Origin of the sequence: Microbacterium sp. W4I4 (assembly GCF_030816235.1) — a bacterium.
Classification (GTDB): Bacteria; Actinomycetota; Actinomycetes; order Actinomycetales; family Microbacteriaceae; genus Microbacterium.
This window is the reverse complement of sequence record NZ_JAUSXT010000001.1, coordinates 2,564,164-2,578,684: the sequence shown is the minus strand read 5'-3', so window position 1 is coordinate 2,578,684 and position 14,521 is coordinate 2,564,164. Positions and strand designations below refer to the sequence as shown.

Genomic DNA, 14,521 nt, shown 5'->3' with positions numbered 1-14,521 from the left:
GCCCTCCTCCATGTTGACACCCGTAGACCGGCGATGGAAGACTTCGAGCCATGGCGTTCACCTTGGGGATCGTCGGAGCAGGTCAGTTCGCCGGCCAGTTCGCGACGCTCTTCCACCATCATCCCGGCGTAACCGCAGTCCATGTCACCGACGTGGTCGGCTCCCGAGCCGACGATCTCGTGCGCGACGCGGAACTGGCAGGCACCTTCGACTCGTTCGAGGACATGATCGCCTCACCGGCGATCGACGCGGTCGCGATCTTCACGCAGCGCTGGACCCACGGTCCGCTGGTCGTGCAGGCGCTGCGGGCCGGCAAGCACGTGTACTCGGCGGTGCCGATGGCGATCACCGTCGACGAGATCGCGGCCATCATCGACGCGGTCCGCGAGACCGGTCTGACCTACATGATGGGCGAGACCAGTTACTACAACCCCGCGACGGTGTTCGCCAGGCAGAAGGTCGCGGAGGGCGCGTTCGGCCGGCTGTTCTACGGCGAGGGCGACTATGTGCACGACATGGACCTGGGCTTCTACGAGGCGTACCAGTACTCGGGCGGCGAGAACTGGAGGGCGACGGCGAGCTACCCTCCCCTGCTCTACCCGACCCATTCGATCGGCGGGGTCCTCGGCGCCTGGGCGACCCACGCCACCGCGGTGTCGGCGATCGGCGTGGTCGATCAGCGCGGCGACGGGGTGTTCGACCGCTCGGTGAGCCAGTTCGACAACGACTTCTCCAACGCCACCGCCCTGTTCGAGCTGGCCGCGGGCGGCTCGATGCGCATCAACGAGTTCCGCCGGGTGGGCTACCCCTCGCACCTGCGCGAATCGCGATTCCGCTGGTTCGGCACCGATGGCTCCTTCGAGCAGCTCGCGCAGACCACCGTGTGGCAGACCAGGGAGGGCGTCGAGGACATCTCGCACCTCATCGACACGCACCCCTCGGTCGCGCACGACGACCCCTCGCTGGCCCACGTCGCCCCCGCGCTGCGCGACGCGTTCGTCTCGGGGTACGCCGAGATCCACGCGGCCGACCGCGCCCGCATCCCCGCGGAGCTTCTGCCCTTGCACAACGGGCATGAAGGCAGTCACCATTTCCTCGTGGATGACTTCGTGCGTGCGGTGAACGATCGCACCCTGCCCCCCGTGAACGCGTGGCAGGCCGCACGGTTCACCCTGCCCGGAGTGATCGCGCACGACTCCGCCCGCCGGGGCGGAGAGCGCCTCGCGATCCCCGACATGGGTGATCCCGATGGTCATTGAGCGTGCGCGCTCGGTGACGCGCGCCGATGTCGCCCGATATGCCGGGGTCAGCACGGCCGTCGTCAGCTATGTGCTCAACGCCGGCCCCAAGAACGTCGCCCCGCTCACGCGCGAGCGCGTGCTCGACGCCGTGCGGGTGCTCGGCTACCGTCCGAATGCCGCCGCGCGGGCGCTGTCGATGGGCGCGGCCGACATGTTCGGCCTGCTCGTGCACGACAACCGCAACCCGTTCTTCGCCGAGCTGTGCCACGCACTCGACCAGGCCACGGCGGATGCCGGACGATCGCTGTTGATCGTCAACTCCGACCGCTCGCAGGTGTCGACCTCGGAGCAGATCCGCGATCTTGCCTCCCGGCAGATCTCCGGACTGGTGATCGCGGACGTGCTCACGGCGGGTGAGCAGTCGCTGGTCGAGATGCTGGGCATCCCCACCGTCGTCATCGGCCAGTTCGGCGAGACGGAAGGTCTGCACAGCGTCGGAGTCGATTTCGCGAGCGGCGCCCGCCTGGCCACCGAGCATCTGATCGGGCACGGCTATCGTGACATCGCCTTCACCGGCAGCGCGGCCCGCTACGACGAGCGCGAGCGCGGCTGGCGCGAGGCGCTCGCCGCCGCCGACCTGCCTCTGGGCTCGCTCGTGCACACCCAGTTCAGCTATCAGGGCGGGTACGACGCGGGCGTGCAGCTGGCGTCATCCGCCGTCCTGCCGCGCGCCGTGCTGGCGGCATCCGATCAGATCGCGATCGGGATGCTGTCGGCGTTCGGCGAACGCGGCATCCGGGTGCCCGACGACATCGCGATCATCTCCTTCGACGGCACCGTCACCGCCGACTACGTGTGGCCGCGTCTGACCACCGCGGTGCAGCCCCTCGAGCAGATGGCCGAGATGGCGGTGCAGGGGCTGCTGGATCAGGATGCGGCTCCGCGCCATCGCTCGTACACGAGCACGCTGCGCATCCGCGAGTCGTGCGGGTGCCGGCCGGCGGCCTGAGCCGGCTCAGAGTCCGAGTGCGGCCTCGGCGGCGCCGCGTCCCCACCGGAACGGCGAGACGGTCGGATCACCCGTGATCCAGAACCGCCACGGGAACGCCATGGTGCCGGCGAGCCCTGCCACGCCCACGCGCGGACCGGCTGAGACGTCCTGGACCTGGTCGTCCAGCAGCAGGCGCGCGACGGCGCCGTTCATCTCCGCACCCGAGGCGATGTCGATGCCGTCGTGCAGCGCGTGCCGCAGGCCGACCGCCTGACCGAGCCTCCCCGGCCCGCGGGCCAGGTCGCGCAGCGCGGTGCGTCCGAGAGGCAGCGCGACGCCACGGCGCTCGGCGGCGGCATCCACCCCGCGAACCACTTCGCCGGCGCGCAGCAGGATTCCTCCTGCCTCGCCCTCGGGTCCGCACACGACGTTGACGCACGAGTGGATGCCGTGGCTCAGGTACACGTAGAGATGCCCGGGCTCGCCCCACATCGTGGCGTTGCGGGCGGTGGGTCCCATCCGTGCGTGCGAGCCGGGGTCGGGCACGTCGCCGGTGCCCTTGCCGTGATACGCCTCGACCTCGGTGATGCGCAGGTGCGTCTCGACGCCGTCGACCGAGGTCGACAGGGTGGCGCCGAGCAGACGCGGCGCGACCTGCAGCGGCAGACCCATCAGGTCTGCGCGCTGCACGGGACGCAGGCCGGTCACGGCTGCGGCGCCTGCCCGCACCAGGAGATGTCGAATCCGCTGAGGACGGGCAGCTCACGGTCGCCGTCGAGCTCGATCAGCTGGGTGTGCAGCGTGGTGGGCAGCGGCAGCTGCAGCGTGTCGTAGGGGTTGTCGGGCAGGTCGGGTGCGACCACGATCGCCGCGTACTGACCGCTCGGCGACACGCAGGTCTGCAGGATGGCATCCGCGCCGCTGACCTCGGTGACCAGGTTCGCCGCGCCCTTGTCGCCCACCCGCACGACCGCCTGCCCGGTCGGCATGCCGTCGGCGTCGCGCTGGACGATGTGCCGCAGCGTGCCTCCGGGGAACGGGACGATGGTGTCGGCGTCGCCGTAGTCGGGGTCGGATGCCGGCAGCGCCGACTCCTCGCCGCTGGTGAGGTCCAGCTGCACGATGCTTCCGTCGGAGCGTTCGACGATCGCCGTGTAGGTGCCGCGGCTGACGCCGAGGATGCTGGCGGCGATGCCCATGGGCTTCACTCCGGCATCCGTGCTGCGATCCTCCACGCCCAGAGCGCCGTTGAAGTCGATGAACAGCAGCGAGGACGAGTCGGGGACGAACTGCCATTCCGCGACGCTGGCCTCCTTGCCGTCGACCTGCACGATGCTCGGCTTGCCCGTGCCGCTGAGCGACTGGGTGACCAGGACGCTGGCGCGGCCGGAGGTCTCGGTGAGCTCGCGGTCGGAGTAGCTGTAGCCGACGAGGTTGCCACGGTCCGACACCTGCACCGACGAGACGTATCCCTCGCCGGGGAGCTTCAGCTCGTGCTCGCCCGACCCGTCGCGGTTCATCACCAGCAGGTGCGAGCCGTCGTCCTCTTCGACGACGACGACCAGCAGGGTCGAGGTGGCGCGGTAGTCGTCGATCTTCGGATGCGCGAAGACGGGCCTCGCACGCTTTCCGGCGAGGTCGGTGGTGAAGATCTTGTCGTCACCGTCGGCGGAGCGCTGCAGCAGCAGGATGTGCGAGGCCGGGGTGGTGAAGCTCGTCGTCAGATCGGCGGTCGGACCGCCTCCGGTGGCTGCCGCGTCCTTGACCGAGACGGTGTACTTCGTCTCGTCGTTCAGGGGAACGGTGAAGCGGATGCCGATGCTGCGCCCCGCCGCGTCCACGGTGAACGGCACGGCAGGCGTGACGGTGACCTGCTCGGCATCCACCGGCTCCAGCCGCTGATTCGCGCTGAGGATCAGCCGGCTGCCGGAGGTCTCGATCGCCTGCTGCGCGTTGACCTGCACCTGCGCGATGCGCGGACCCTGAGTGAGGCTCACGACTCCGAGCACGGCGACGACCAGGGCGAGCACGCCGAGCACCGACAGCAGCGTGAGGGTGAAGCGGCGGTCCCGCAGGCGGCGGGGTGGGCGTGCCGGATCCTCTGCGGAGTGCGAATCGGGGGCTGGGCGGGCGGGGGCTTCCGGTGCGGGCACAGCAGCGCGCGGAGCAGGGTCGGTCGGGGCCGCGGGGACCTGGACCGGGGTCGTGGGCAGCGGCACCGGCGGAACCGGATGCTGAGGTTCCTGGGCGACCGGATGCTGCGCGGGTGCCTCCGGTGCCTCGGCGGCCTCTTCGGCCGCGCGGAGCGCGCGCAGCTGAGCGCGGGTGAGGGGCGTGCCGTCACCCGATCCGTCAGTACTCATACGGATCCTTCGGCTCGGCGATCTTCTTCACCGAGGTCGGCTCGACGCGCAGCGTGCCGTCGCCTTCGGCGCGCACGGTGCCGGTCACCTCGACCCACTGGCCGGTGGAGTACTTCTCGGTGACCCCGCCGAGCGGCACGGTCGCGGGCTGCGCGTCGATCACGCAGTGCGTGATGGTCATGCGGGTGAGGCCGACGGCATCCCCCTTGCCGGGGGTGACGAAGCCGGTCAGCGTGACCGACGCGCCGTCGTAGTTCTCGGGGCGGGTGGCGGTGGCGAAGGCGCTCGCCCAGTCGCCGACGCCGAAGGTGGTGGTGTCGGCGACGCCGAGCGTGACGTCGTCGGCCCCGGCGAACAGCACCGGCACCTCGCCGGCCCGCGACATGGCCAGCTGGGCGGAGAGGGATGCCGGGGGCAGCACGAGCGCGGCGAGGACCACGACGGATGCGATGACGCCGCCGCTCACGACGGCGGCGGTCTGCAGCATCCGATGCCGCACGGCATGCGGCCCGGTCGCGGCGGCGCCGTGATCATGGTCGTGATCGCCCTCCGTGCCGAGCGGAAGCATGCACGACCACACCGCGATGACCAGCGTGACCGCAGCGGCGACGCAGGCGAACCAGACCGTGTCGGGGCTGATGTACAGGGTGAGCCGTCCGGTGACGCCCAGGCCGAGCGTCACGACCGAGATCACGGTCGCCAGTCCCACGCCCAGCCAGCGGGCGGCGAGGGTGTGAGCACGACTGGGCGCGTGGGGATCAGCCAAGGACGTTCACCCCGATCCCGATGGCGCTCGCGGCGAGCACCACGATGGCGACGAGGCCGGCGAGCACCCGCCCGGTGAAGGTGGTGCGCAGCAACGCGAGCATCTTCACGTCGACCAGCGGGCCGACCAGCAGGAACGCGATGATCGCACCGGAGGAGAAGGTGGAGGCGAACGACAGCGCGAAGAACGCGTCGACGTTGGAGCAGATCGCGACCGTCATCGCCAGGGCCACCATCGCCAGGATGGAGAGCACCGGGTTCGATCCGATCGCCAGCAGCACATCGCGCGGGACGAGCACCTGCACGGCGCCGGCCAGTGCCGAGCCGATCACGAGGGCGGGCATCACGGCACGCAGTTCGACGAGGAAGTGGACCAGGCTGCGCCGCACCGGCGACCCGGGCTCGTGGGCGGCCTGCTCGCAGGTCTCTACGAAGCGCGCGGTCAGCAGCGACTGCGGGTCGGAGTGGCGGCTGTAGATCCAGCCGATGAGGTTCGCGATCAGGTAGCCGCCGACCAGACGCGCGACGAGGATGCCGCCGTCCCAGCCGAACGCGGCGTGCGTGGTGAGGATGACGATCGGGTTGACGATGGGGGCGGCGACGAGGAAGGTCATCGCCTCGGCGGGTGCGAGCCCGCGCATCATCAGTCCGCGCGCGAAGGGCACGTTGCCGCACTCGCACACGGGGATGAACATGCCCAGCAGCGACAGCACCGCGCGACGCAGCCAGGCGTTGCGCGGCAGCCAGCGCTGCACGGCATCCGACGGCAGCCACACCTGCACCACGATCGACAGCACGACCCCGAGGATCACCCAGGGCAGGGCCTCGATGAGCACGCTCAGTGAGAGGGTCAGTCCGTCCTGCGCGCGATCCGGCAGCGCCTTCGGGAACAGGCTCGGGGCCAGGACGTCGATGAGCACGAGGACGGCGACGATGCCGATGCCGACGGCCAGCGCGGTGCCGATCGGCACTCGACGCGGCGGATGCCGATGCGCATGCGGCGCACCGGAGGGCGGCGCCGCACGGACCGGGGCTGAGGTCACTCGTCCGCTCCTGCGCGGTCGCGGCGGTCGGCGCACTCCGCGCACAGGCCGAAGATGTCGACCACGTGCTCGGGGTCGCGGAAGCCGTGCTGGGCGGCGACGCGCTGCGCCCACTGCTCGACGTCCTTCGCCTCGATCTCGACGGCCTTCCCGCAGGAGCGGCAGATCAGGTGGTGGTGGTGGCCCTGCGTGGCGCAGGCGCGGTACAGCGCCTCGCCTTCCGGGCTCTGCAGCGAGTCTGCCTCGCCGGTCGCCGCGAGACCGGCCAGGGCTCGGTACACGGTGGCGAGTCCGATGCCGGTGTTCGCCTGTCGCAGGTCGGCGTGCAGGGTCTGCGCACTCACGAACCCTGGCGCGTCCGTGAGCGCGTCGCGCACGCGTTCACGCTGCCAGGTGTTCCGCTGAGCCATGCTCCGAGTCTAGGCCGGGAGCCTGTGAGAGGCTCCGCCCGTCTGCGGGGCCCGAAGGCGCGACTTCCCGGGCGCGCACGCAGCGAGCCCGGGAAGTCGTCGAATCAGGGACTACGCCTCCGCGTCCTCGTCTTCGTCTTCAGCGTCGCCGTCGTCCTCGGCGGCGAGCTCGGGCTCGTCGTCGTCCTCGTCGGCGATCTCGGGCTCGTCGAGGAGGGCATCCAGCTCGGCATCGACGTCTTCCTCATCGGATGCCGCGGCCGAGGCCTCCGACGCCGGAGCGGCGAGCACGCCCTCAGGGCGGATCAGCTCGCGCACCTCCGCCATGAAGCTGTTCAGCTGCTGCTGCTGCCAGCGCAACTGACGCGTGCGGTCCTCGGCGTCGCGGAGGGCGCCGGTGGCGTGGCCGGTGACCGACTCGATGATCTTCTGCGCCTTGGCGCGCGCCCGCTCGAGCGTCTCGCGGGATTTCACCTGCGCCTCGGCCTCGATGGCCTGCGCCTGCGAGCGCATCAGACGCTCGTAGTCATCGGCCTTCGACGAGATGCGCTGCGCGTGCTCCAGTGATGCGGACACCTGCTCGTTGGCATCCGTCGTGATGCGCTCGGCGTGCGCGACGGCCTGGTTGTGCAGCACCAGGAACTCCTGCTGCGCGTCATCCTGTCGACGGGTGAGGGTCTCCTCGAACTCCAGCACGCGGGCGTTCATCTCCCGCACCTCGCGCTCGGCGTCCGAGCGCAGGTCGGTCGTCTCACGGGTGACCATGGAACGCAGCGCCGCCGCGCCCTTCTCGGCCTCGGTGCGGACGGTCGCGGCCTCCTGCTCGGCCTGGGTGACCCTCTCGGCGGCGTGCGACGACTCGCGCTCCAGGCGCGCCTCGTGCGCGGTGAGCTCGGTGTCGATCTTCAGGCGCACCTGGTCGGCATCGTGCTGAGCCTGAGCAGTGATGCGGGCGACGTCGGCGGCGAGCTCGGACCGCTTGTTGTCGGCCTCCTCGCGGGCGGCGTCGAGCAGCCGCTCGGCCTGCGTGGCGGCGTTCTGGATCAGCACGCTCGCCTGCTCCTCGGCCACGCGCAGCACCGCCTCGAACTGCTGGCGACTCTGCGGGGCGTCCTCACCCCGCGGGGCATCGCTCAGCTCCGAGGCGAGCGTGCTCACCTGCGAGGCGGCGTCATCGGCCTGCGCGCGGGCGGCGGCCAGCTCATCTTCCAGACGGGCGACGCGGGCGTCGTGCTGGGCCATCGCATCGGCGAGCGCGCGCTCGTTCTCGGCGCGCAGCGCGTCCAGCGACTCGCGGTGGCGCGAATCCGTGCCCTCGCGGTCGGTGCTCAGACGCGCCAGCTGGTCGCGCATCGTCGCGAGCGCAGCATCCACCTCCGCCTTGTCGTACCCGCGGAACGCCTGCGTGAATGACGCGTGATCCTTCGGCGCTGCGGTCAGCAGCTGATCGAAGAAATCACCGTTCTGTGCGTTGTCCGGCTCGTGCGAGTCGCTCACGAACGCCACCTTTCTGAAAGAAGCCTGCCCCCGACTGACAATGATGTCACCCCGAGCCCCGGCATGGGGACGAGATGCCGCCCTTTCGGTGCGACCCTCAGACGCGGCGGATGCGGGTGCGGATGCGCTGCGCGATCCAGCATCCGCCGTAGATGAGGAACGAGATCGTCGTGATGTACGGGCTGACCGGAAGGGTGCCCGCCAGGGCCAGCAGGATGCCGCCGACCGCGGACACGAATCCGAACAGCGCCGCCAGCACCGGAACGGCGACCGGCCCCGCCGACAATCGGGTGGCCGCGGCAGCCGGGGTCACCAGCAGCGCCATCACGAGCAGGGCGCCGATGATGTGCACGCTCACCGCGACGATCAGGCCGAGCAGCACCATGAACGCCAGGCTCACGGCCCGAGTGGGCACGCCGCGCGCGGCCGCGGACTCGGGGTCCAGGGAGTCGAAGCGCAGTGGGTTCCACATCAGCAGGAGCCCCACCAGCACGACCACGCTGATGCCGATCAGCCAGCCGAGGTCGGGGCTTGAGACCGAGACGATCTGCCCGGTGAGCAGGCCGAAACGGTTGGCGCTGCGGCCCTCGTAGAGGGAGAGGAACAGGATGCCGAGGCCCAGTCCGAACGGCATCAGCACGCCGACGATCGAATTGCGGTCGCGGGCGCGCGCCCCGAGCACGCCGATCAGGATCGCCGCGATCAGAGCTCCGCCGATCGACCCGACCACCACGCTGCCGCCGAACAGCAGGGCGGCAGCCGCGCCCGCGAAGGACAGCTCGCTCACGCCGTGCACGGCGAAGGCCAGGTCGCGCTGCATGATGAACGTGCTGATCAGCCCGCCCACCAGGCCCAGCACCGCACCGGCGATCAGCGAGTTCGACAGCAGGGCGAGCAGCTGCCCGTAGTCCTGGAAGGAGAAGACGTCGCCCCAGTCGACCAGCGGGTTCACGCGTGGCCGCCGGGGGTGATGGTGCTCGTCGTGATCGGCTCCTCGCCGTCGTGTTCGTGATGCGTCTCGGCATCCGGCACTCCGACGACGACCAGCCGGCCACCCGCCCGGAACACGAACACCGGGGTGCCGTAGAGCCGGCTGAGCACGTGTGTCTGCAGCACCTCTTCGGGCGTGCCGAGCAGGAAGCGTCCGCCGGCGATGTAGAGGATGCGGTCGACGCGATCGAGGATCGGGTTGATGTCGTGGGTGACGAACAGCACGGCGGTGCCGTTCTCGCGCCGCTCACGGTCGATGATGTCGGTCACGCCGCGCTGATTCGCGAGATCGAGGTTCGACAGCGGCTCGTCGCACAGCAGCAGGGCAGGACGATCGGCGAGGGCCTGACCGACGCGCAGCCGCTGCTGCTCACCGCCGGAGAGGAGTCCGACGGGGCGATCGCCGTAGTGCGAGGCGCCGACGCCTTCGAGCAGCGCGTCCACGCGCGCCCGGTCGCCGCGGCGCGGGATCGGCAGCCCGAATCGGGTGCCGTTCACGCCCAGGGCGACGAGGTCGCGGGCGCGCAGACTGGTCTCCGGCGGCAGTGGTCGCTGCTGGGGGATGTAGCCGATGCGCGCGTCACCGCGCTGCACGGGGGTGCCGGCGACGCGGATGCTGCCTGCGGAGAGCGGCTGAAGGCCCAGGATGCTGCGCAGCAGAGTGGTCTTGCCGGAACCGGACGGGCCGAGCACGGCGACGAACTCCCCCGGCTGCAGCTCCAGGTCGAGACGGGACCAGAGTTCGCTGCCGTCGCGATGAAGGGCCGCACCCTCGATCGCCAGGACCGGCTGGGGTGCGGCGTCCTTCAGCTGGGGACCGCCACTCACTTCACCGCCGCTCACTTGTGGAGGGCGGCGAGGTCCGAGATCGCGGCGCGCATCCACTCAGCGTACGACTGATCGGGCTCGAGAAGCTCGCTGAAGGTCAGCACGGGGATACCGGCCTGCTTCGCGGCATCCTCCACGCGGCTCGTCTCGCTGCCTCCGGTTTGGGCGTTGGCGAGAACCGCGCTGACCTTGTCGGCCTTGATGAGCTCGAGCGCCTCGAGCAGAGTGGCGGGCGCGACATCGTTGCCCTCCTCGACCGCGGAGGCGAAGCCGTCGGGGGTGACATCGTCGAGCCCGACCGCTGCAGCGAGGCGGCCGGGAAGAGGCTCGGTGATGAACACCGGGGTGCCCTCGAGCTTGCCGTGCAGCGTCTCGAGCTCGCCCTCGATCGCCTCCAGGTCGTCGGTCAGCTTCTTCGCGTTGGCGGCGAAGTCGGCCTTGCCCGCCGGGTCGAGCTCGGTCAGATCGGTCGTGATCTGCTCGGCGACGTGGGAGATGGTGTGCGGATCGAACCAGACGTGCTCGTTGAAGCCCTCGATGTGGGCGTGGTCGTGCTCGTCGGCGTGCTCGGCGTGCTCCTCGGCGGTTTCACCCGCGTGCTCGTCGGCGTGCTCATCCGCATGCTCGTCGGCGTGCTCGTCCGCTGCGCCCGGGAAGTCGTGGGCCGACTCGGCGGCGGTGATGACCTTGGCATCCGAGCCGTCACGCAGCTGCTCCATGAACGAGTCGTAGCCGCCGCCGTTCTCGATCACGAGGTCGGCGCCCTGCACGGCGAGGCGGTCGCGCGCGGTGGCCTCGTAGGAGTGCGGATCCTTCGCGGCCGAGTCGATCAGGCTCGTGACCGTGACGCGGTCTCCGCCGATCGCGGCGGCGAGGGACCCGTAGACGTTGGTCGACGCGATCACCTGGACGGTGCCGTCCGCACTGCTCGCCGGTGCGGTAGTGGAGCATCCGGAGAGGACGGCGACGGAGGCTGCGGCGAGCGCGAGGGCGGCGAGGCGTTTGTGCATGCGTTGGACACTAATGCAAATGAGAACCATTCTCAACAAGGGTCATGCCGAGAATGAGAATCGCGCTCCACCCGACTTATTTTCCGGTCTGTCAGGCTTTGATTCTTGCTGGCAGAATCAAAGTCACTTCACAAGGTCACTTCACAAGGACAGCCCCCGACGCCCAGAGGAGATCGCCATGGCGGCCAGCTCGCACGTGCTTCTCGCGCATGCTCATCCCGATGACGAGAGCTGCGCCACGGGAGGGACGATCGCACGGCTCGTCGCGGAGGGTCATGGCGTCACCGTCGTCACCTCGACTCAGGGCGAACAGGGCCGGATCGCCGTTCCCGAGCTGCAGCATCTGCACGCCGACGAGGACGATCAGCTCGGGCCGGAACGTGCCCAAGAGCTCGCTGGCGCCGTCTCCGCGCTCGGCGTCACGGACCACCGCTATCTCGGCGGCGCCGGTCGCTACCGCGACTCCGGCCGGATGGGCATCCCGGCGAACGATCGCCCGGACGCCTTCTGGCAGGCCGACCTCGACGAGGCGGGCCTGCAGATGGCCGAGATCATCCGTGAGGTCCGCCCTCAGGCCGTGATCACCTATGACCCGAACGGCGGCTACGGCCACCCGGACCACATCCAGACCCACCGTGTCGCCATGCGCGGCGTCGAGCTCGCGGCCGACCCGACGGTCGCGCTCGACGCGTCGGTCTGGGACGTGCCACTCGTCTACTGGACAGCGGTGCCCCGAGAGCTCATCGTCGCGGAGCTGACCGAACTGGCCCGACATGCCGACGAGCTCGGGCTCTGGGTCGACCCCGACCCGCGGGAGTATCCGGACGGGGTGCACGACGACGCGGCGATCGACGTCGAGTTCGACGTGTCGGACCACCTCGCCGCGAAGACCGCGGCGCTCGCGTGCCATCGCACGCAGCTCACCGTCAAGGGCGCGTACTGGGTGCTCGCATCCGGTCGCGGCATGCGCATCCAGGACCGGGAGTGGTTCATCCGCGTCAAGGGCGGCCACCGCACCGCGGCCGACTACGAGACCTCACTGCTGCCCGAGGCCTCACGCCCCTCCGACGAGGACCGCTGATGTCGCGCCCGACGCTCGCCCTCGATGACCGGCGCACGCAGCGCGCCCGCGTGGTCGGCGCCCTGCACGAGCAGCGCAAGAGCCGCACCGATCTCGTCGAGCAGTTCGGCGTCAGCTCGTCTCTGATCACCCGACTGGTGCGCAGTCTCATCGACGACGGCATCCTGCGCGAACTCGGCACCCAGGCCCAGGCGATCGGACGGCCTCCCGTCCGCCTCGAGGTCGTGCGCGATCACGGTGCTCTCCTCGCCGTCTCGTGCACCTCCGAGGGACTGCGCGCGCGCTGCGTGAACCTGCACGGCGGGATCATCGCCGAGACGCGCGCCGAGGCGATCGACGGGGTGATCAGTCCTGAGTCGATCGGCGACGCCATCGCGGCGCTGATCGAGCGCACGCCCCGCGTGCTCGGCATCGGCGTGGCGGTGCCCGGCGTCGTCGATGCGGAGACCGGCGACGTGAGCGCCGCACCCGATATCGGCTGGACCGAGGAGGTCCCGCTGCGCTCGATGCTGCGCGAGAGGTTCGGCGTGGTCGTCACGATCGACAACGACGTGAACCTGATGATGGCATCCGAACGCCGCACTCTGGACGAGCGGGCGAGCCGCAACGCGGTCTACCTCTATCTCGGCACCCGGGGCATCGGTGCGGGCATCATCGCCGGCGGGCGCCTGATCGAGGGCGACCACGGCGCCGCGGGCGAGATCGGCCTGTCCCCGCTGAGCGCGACCGACCGGACCGACTTCGAGGACACCACCTCCACTCTTGCGATCGCATCGCGACTGGAGGCCGCGGGGCACACCGTCGACGCGCCTGCGGTCGATCGCCTGCTGGCGCTCGCGGATGACGGAGATGCCGCAGCCCTGCGCATCCGCGCCGATGTGCTCGCCGCCTTCTCGCATGCGATCGCCGTGATCACCACACTTCTCGACCCGCACGTGATCCTGCTCGGCGGTCACGCCAGGTCGTTCCGCGAATCGGAGCGCAGCGCGATGCTCGAGGCGCTGCGCGGAGAGCTCCCCTTCCTGCCCGACATCCGCTCTGCCCGACCCAAACCGGATGCCGTTCTCGACTCCGCCCTGAACCGCTGCTGGCAGCAGCTTCTGGCCGGAGGCCTATGACCGGCATCCCGAACCCTTCCCACCACCCATCCGCAATCCATCCCGCGGCATCCGCCGCATCGACTCGACGAGGAAGAACATGAAGGCACACACCACCACCCGCCGACTGACCGCGTTCGCCGGCTTCGCCGCAGCAGGCGCCCTGCTGCTCTCCGGATGCGCCGGCGACGTCGCACCCGCCAAGACCACCGCACCCGCCGACGACAACTCGGAGGTGAAGCCCAGCGAGAGTCTGACCATCTACACCGGTCGCGACAAGGACGAGGTCGCCTGGGTCGTCTCCGAGTTCGAGAAGGCCAACCCCGATTACGCGGGCAAGGTGACCACGGTCATCGCCGGCGCGCAGGACAACCTCGACCGCATGCGCGCGGAGGCGGGCAACCCGCAGGCCGGTTTCCTGTGGGGCGGCACGCAGCAGCAGTTCGAACAGGCCGCCGACGAGGGCCTGCTCTCCGCGTACGAGCCGAAGAGCGGCGGAGACGTCGACGACAAGTACAAGGATCCCGACAACCAGTGGATCGCGGAGATGCTGCTTCCCGAGGTCATCATCTACAACTCCGATCTGCTCGACGAGAAGAGCGCTCCGCAGGACTGGGCGGACCTCGCCAAGCCCGAGTGGAAGGACAAGATCGTCATCCGCGATGTCATGCCCTCGGGCACCATGCGCACGATCTACGCCTCGATGGTCTACTCGGCCTTCGATGCGGACGGCAAGCCGGATGCCGGCTACGACCTGCTGAAGAAGATCGACGCGAACACCGTCTCGTACGCGGCGACGCCTGATGACATGTACACGCAGCTCGACCAGGGCACCGGTCAGGTGACCGTGTGGAACATGCAGGACGCGCTGATCCAGCCGCTGAAGAACAACCGTCCGTGGGGCTACATCATGCCGAAGTCGGGCGCTCCCGTGCTCGTCGACGGCGTCGCCGTCATCAAGAACGAGAAGCAGCAGGCCGCAGGTCAGGCGTTCATGGACTTCCTGATGGAGCCGAAGATGCAGGCCAAGCTCGCCTCGGACTACTACCAGATCCCGGCGATGGACATCCCCGAGGGCGACCAGCCCGACTGGATGAAGGACTTCGACCTCAACGAGATGAAGATCGACTGGGCCGTCTTCGCCGAGCACCAGGACGAGTGGATGACGTACTGGGCCGACAACATCAAGGACAAGGGCTGATCTG

At 69.9% G+C, this 14,521-nt stretch carries 14 protein-coding genes; 5 read left to right on the top strand and 9 right to left on the bottom strand.

Annotated elements, in window-relative coordinates; genetic code table 11:
- The first annotated feature begins 50 nt into the window (after nt 1-50).
- Together QF046_RS12180 and QF046_RS12175 are read left to right on the top strand one after the other, a co-directional pair.
- Nucleotides 51-1,259, top strand: a complete 1,209-nt coding sequence (locus QF046_RS12180) for a Gfo/Idh/MocA family protein (protein ID WP_307370127.1) — start codon at nt 51-53, stop codon at nt 1,257-1,259.
- Complete coding sequence (locus QF046_RS12175; RefSeq protein ID WP_307370125.1) at nt 1,249-2,250, top strand: LacI family DNA-binding transcriptional regulator; 1,002 nt, start codon at nt 1,249-1,251, stop codon at nt 2,248-2,250. Before QF046_RS12180 ends, QF046_RS12175 begins: the two co-directional genes overlap by 11 nt.
- 6 nt (nt 2,251-2,256) lie before the next feature.
- Here the strand turns inward: QF046_RS12175 and QF046_RS12170 are convergent, their stop codons facing one another.
- The 9 genes from QF046_RS12170 to QF046_RS12130 form a co-directional block, all read right to left on the bottom strand.
- Nucleotides 2,257-2,940, bottom strand: a complete 684-nt coding sequence (locus tag QF046_RS12170) for a DNA-3-methyladenine glycosylase (RefSeq protein WP_307370124.1) — start codon at nt 2,938-2,940, stop codon at nt 2,257-2,259.
- Nucleotides 2,937-4,595: a hypothetical protein gene (locus tag QF046_RS12165; RefSeq protein WP_307370123.1), complete on the bottom strand. Its 1,659-nt coding sequence runs from the start codon at nt 4,593-4,595 to the stop codon at nt 2,937-2,939. The genes QF046_RS12170 and QF046_RS12165 overlap by 4 nt, the downstream gene beginning before the upstream one ends.
- Entirely contained in the window at nt 4,585-5,361 is a 777-nt protein-coding gene (locus QF046_RS12160; RefSeq protein ID WP_307370122.1) for a TIGR03943 family protein, read from the bottom strand. The genes QF046_RS12165 and QF046_RS12160 overlap by 11 nt, the downstream gene beginning before the upstream one ends.
- A complete protein-coding gene (locus tag QF046_RS12155; RefSeq protein ID WP_307372830.1) occupies nt 5,354-6,331 on the bottom strand; it encodes a permease in 978 nt (325 codons plus the stop codon). The genes QF046_RS12160 and QF046_RS12155 overlap by 8 nt, the downstream gene beginning before the upstream one ends.
- Before the next feature lie 68 nt (nt 6,332-6,399).
- On the bottom strand, nt 6,400-6,813 hold the full coding sequence (locus QF046_RS12150; RefSeq protein ID WP_307370120.1) for a Fur family transcriptional regulator: 414 nt from the start codon (nt 6,811-6,813) through the stop codon (nt 6,400-6,402).
- Between the two features lie 111 nt (nt 6,814-6,924).
- Nucleotides 6,925-8,310 (bottom strand): DivIVA domain-containing protein, encoded by a 1,386-nt coding sequence (locus tag QF046_RS12145; protein ID WP_307370119.1) that lies wholly within the window; start codon nt 8,308-8,310, stop codon nt 6,925-6,927.
- A 97-nt stretch (nt 8,311-8,407) separates the two neighbouring features.
- Nucleotides 8,408-9,262 carry a metal ABC transporter permease gene (locus QF046_RS12140; RefSeq protein ID WP_307370118.1) on the bottom strand — a complete coding sequence of 285 codons (855 nt, stop codon included), beginning with the start codon at nt 9,260-9,262 and terminating at the stop codon, nt 8,408-8,410.
- Nucleotides 9,259-10,128, bottom strand: a complete 870-nt coding sequence (locus tag QF046_RS12135) for a metal ABC transporter ATP-binding protein (RefSeq protein WP_307370116.1) — start codon at nt 10,126-10,128, stop codon at nt 9,259-9,261. Before QF046_RS12135 ends, QF046_RS12140 begins: the two co-directional genes overlap by 4 nt.
- 11 nt (nt 10,129-10,139) lie before the next feature.
- Nucleotides 10,140-11,138 (bottom strand): metal ABC transporter solute-binding protein, Zn/Mn family, encoded by a 999-nt coding sequence (locus QF046_RS12130; protein ID WP_307370115.1) that lies wholly within the window; start codon nt 11,136-11,138, stop codon nt 10,140-10,142.
- Nucleotides 11,139-11,316: 178 nt separating this feature from the next.
- On the opposite strand from QF046_RS12130, the gene mshB reads away from it, so the two are divergent.
- The 3 genes from mshB to QF046_RS12115 all read left to right on the top strand — a co-directional run bounded on the left by mshB (nt 11,317) and on the right by QF046_RS12115 (nt 14,517).
- On the top strand, nt 11,317-12,219 hold the full coding sequence (gene mshB, locus QF046_RS12125; RefSeq protein WP_307370114.1) for an N-acetyl-1-D-myo-inositol-2-amino-2-deoxy-alpha-D-glucopyranoside deacetylase: 903 nt from the start codon (nt 11,317-11,319) through the stop codon (nt 12,217-12,219).
- The gene (locus tag QF046_RS12120; RefSeq protein WP_307370113.1) at nt 12,219-13,337 is read left to right on the top strand and encodes an ROK family transcriptional regulator; all 1,119 of its coding nucleotides are present in this window, start codon (nt 12,219-12,221) and stop codon (nt 13,335-13,337) included. Before mshB ends, QF046_RS12120 begins: the two co-directional genes overlap by 1 nt.
- Before the next feature lie 79 nt (nt 13,338-13,416).
- Nucleotides 13,417-14,517, top strand: coding sequence for an extracellular solute-binding protein (locus QF046_RS12115; RefSeq protein WP_307370110.1), 1,101 nt, complete (start codon nt 13,417-13,419; stop codon nt 14,515-14,517).
- Nucleotides 14,518-14,521 lie beyond the last annotated feature (4 nt).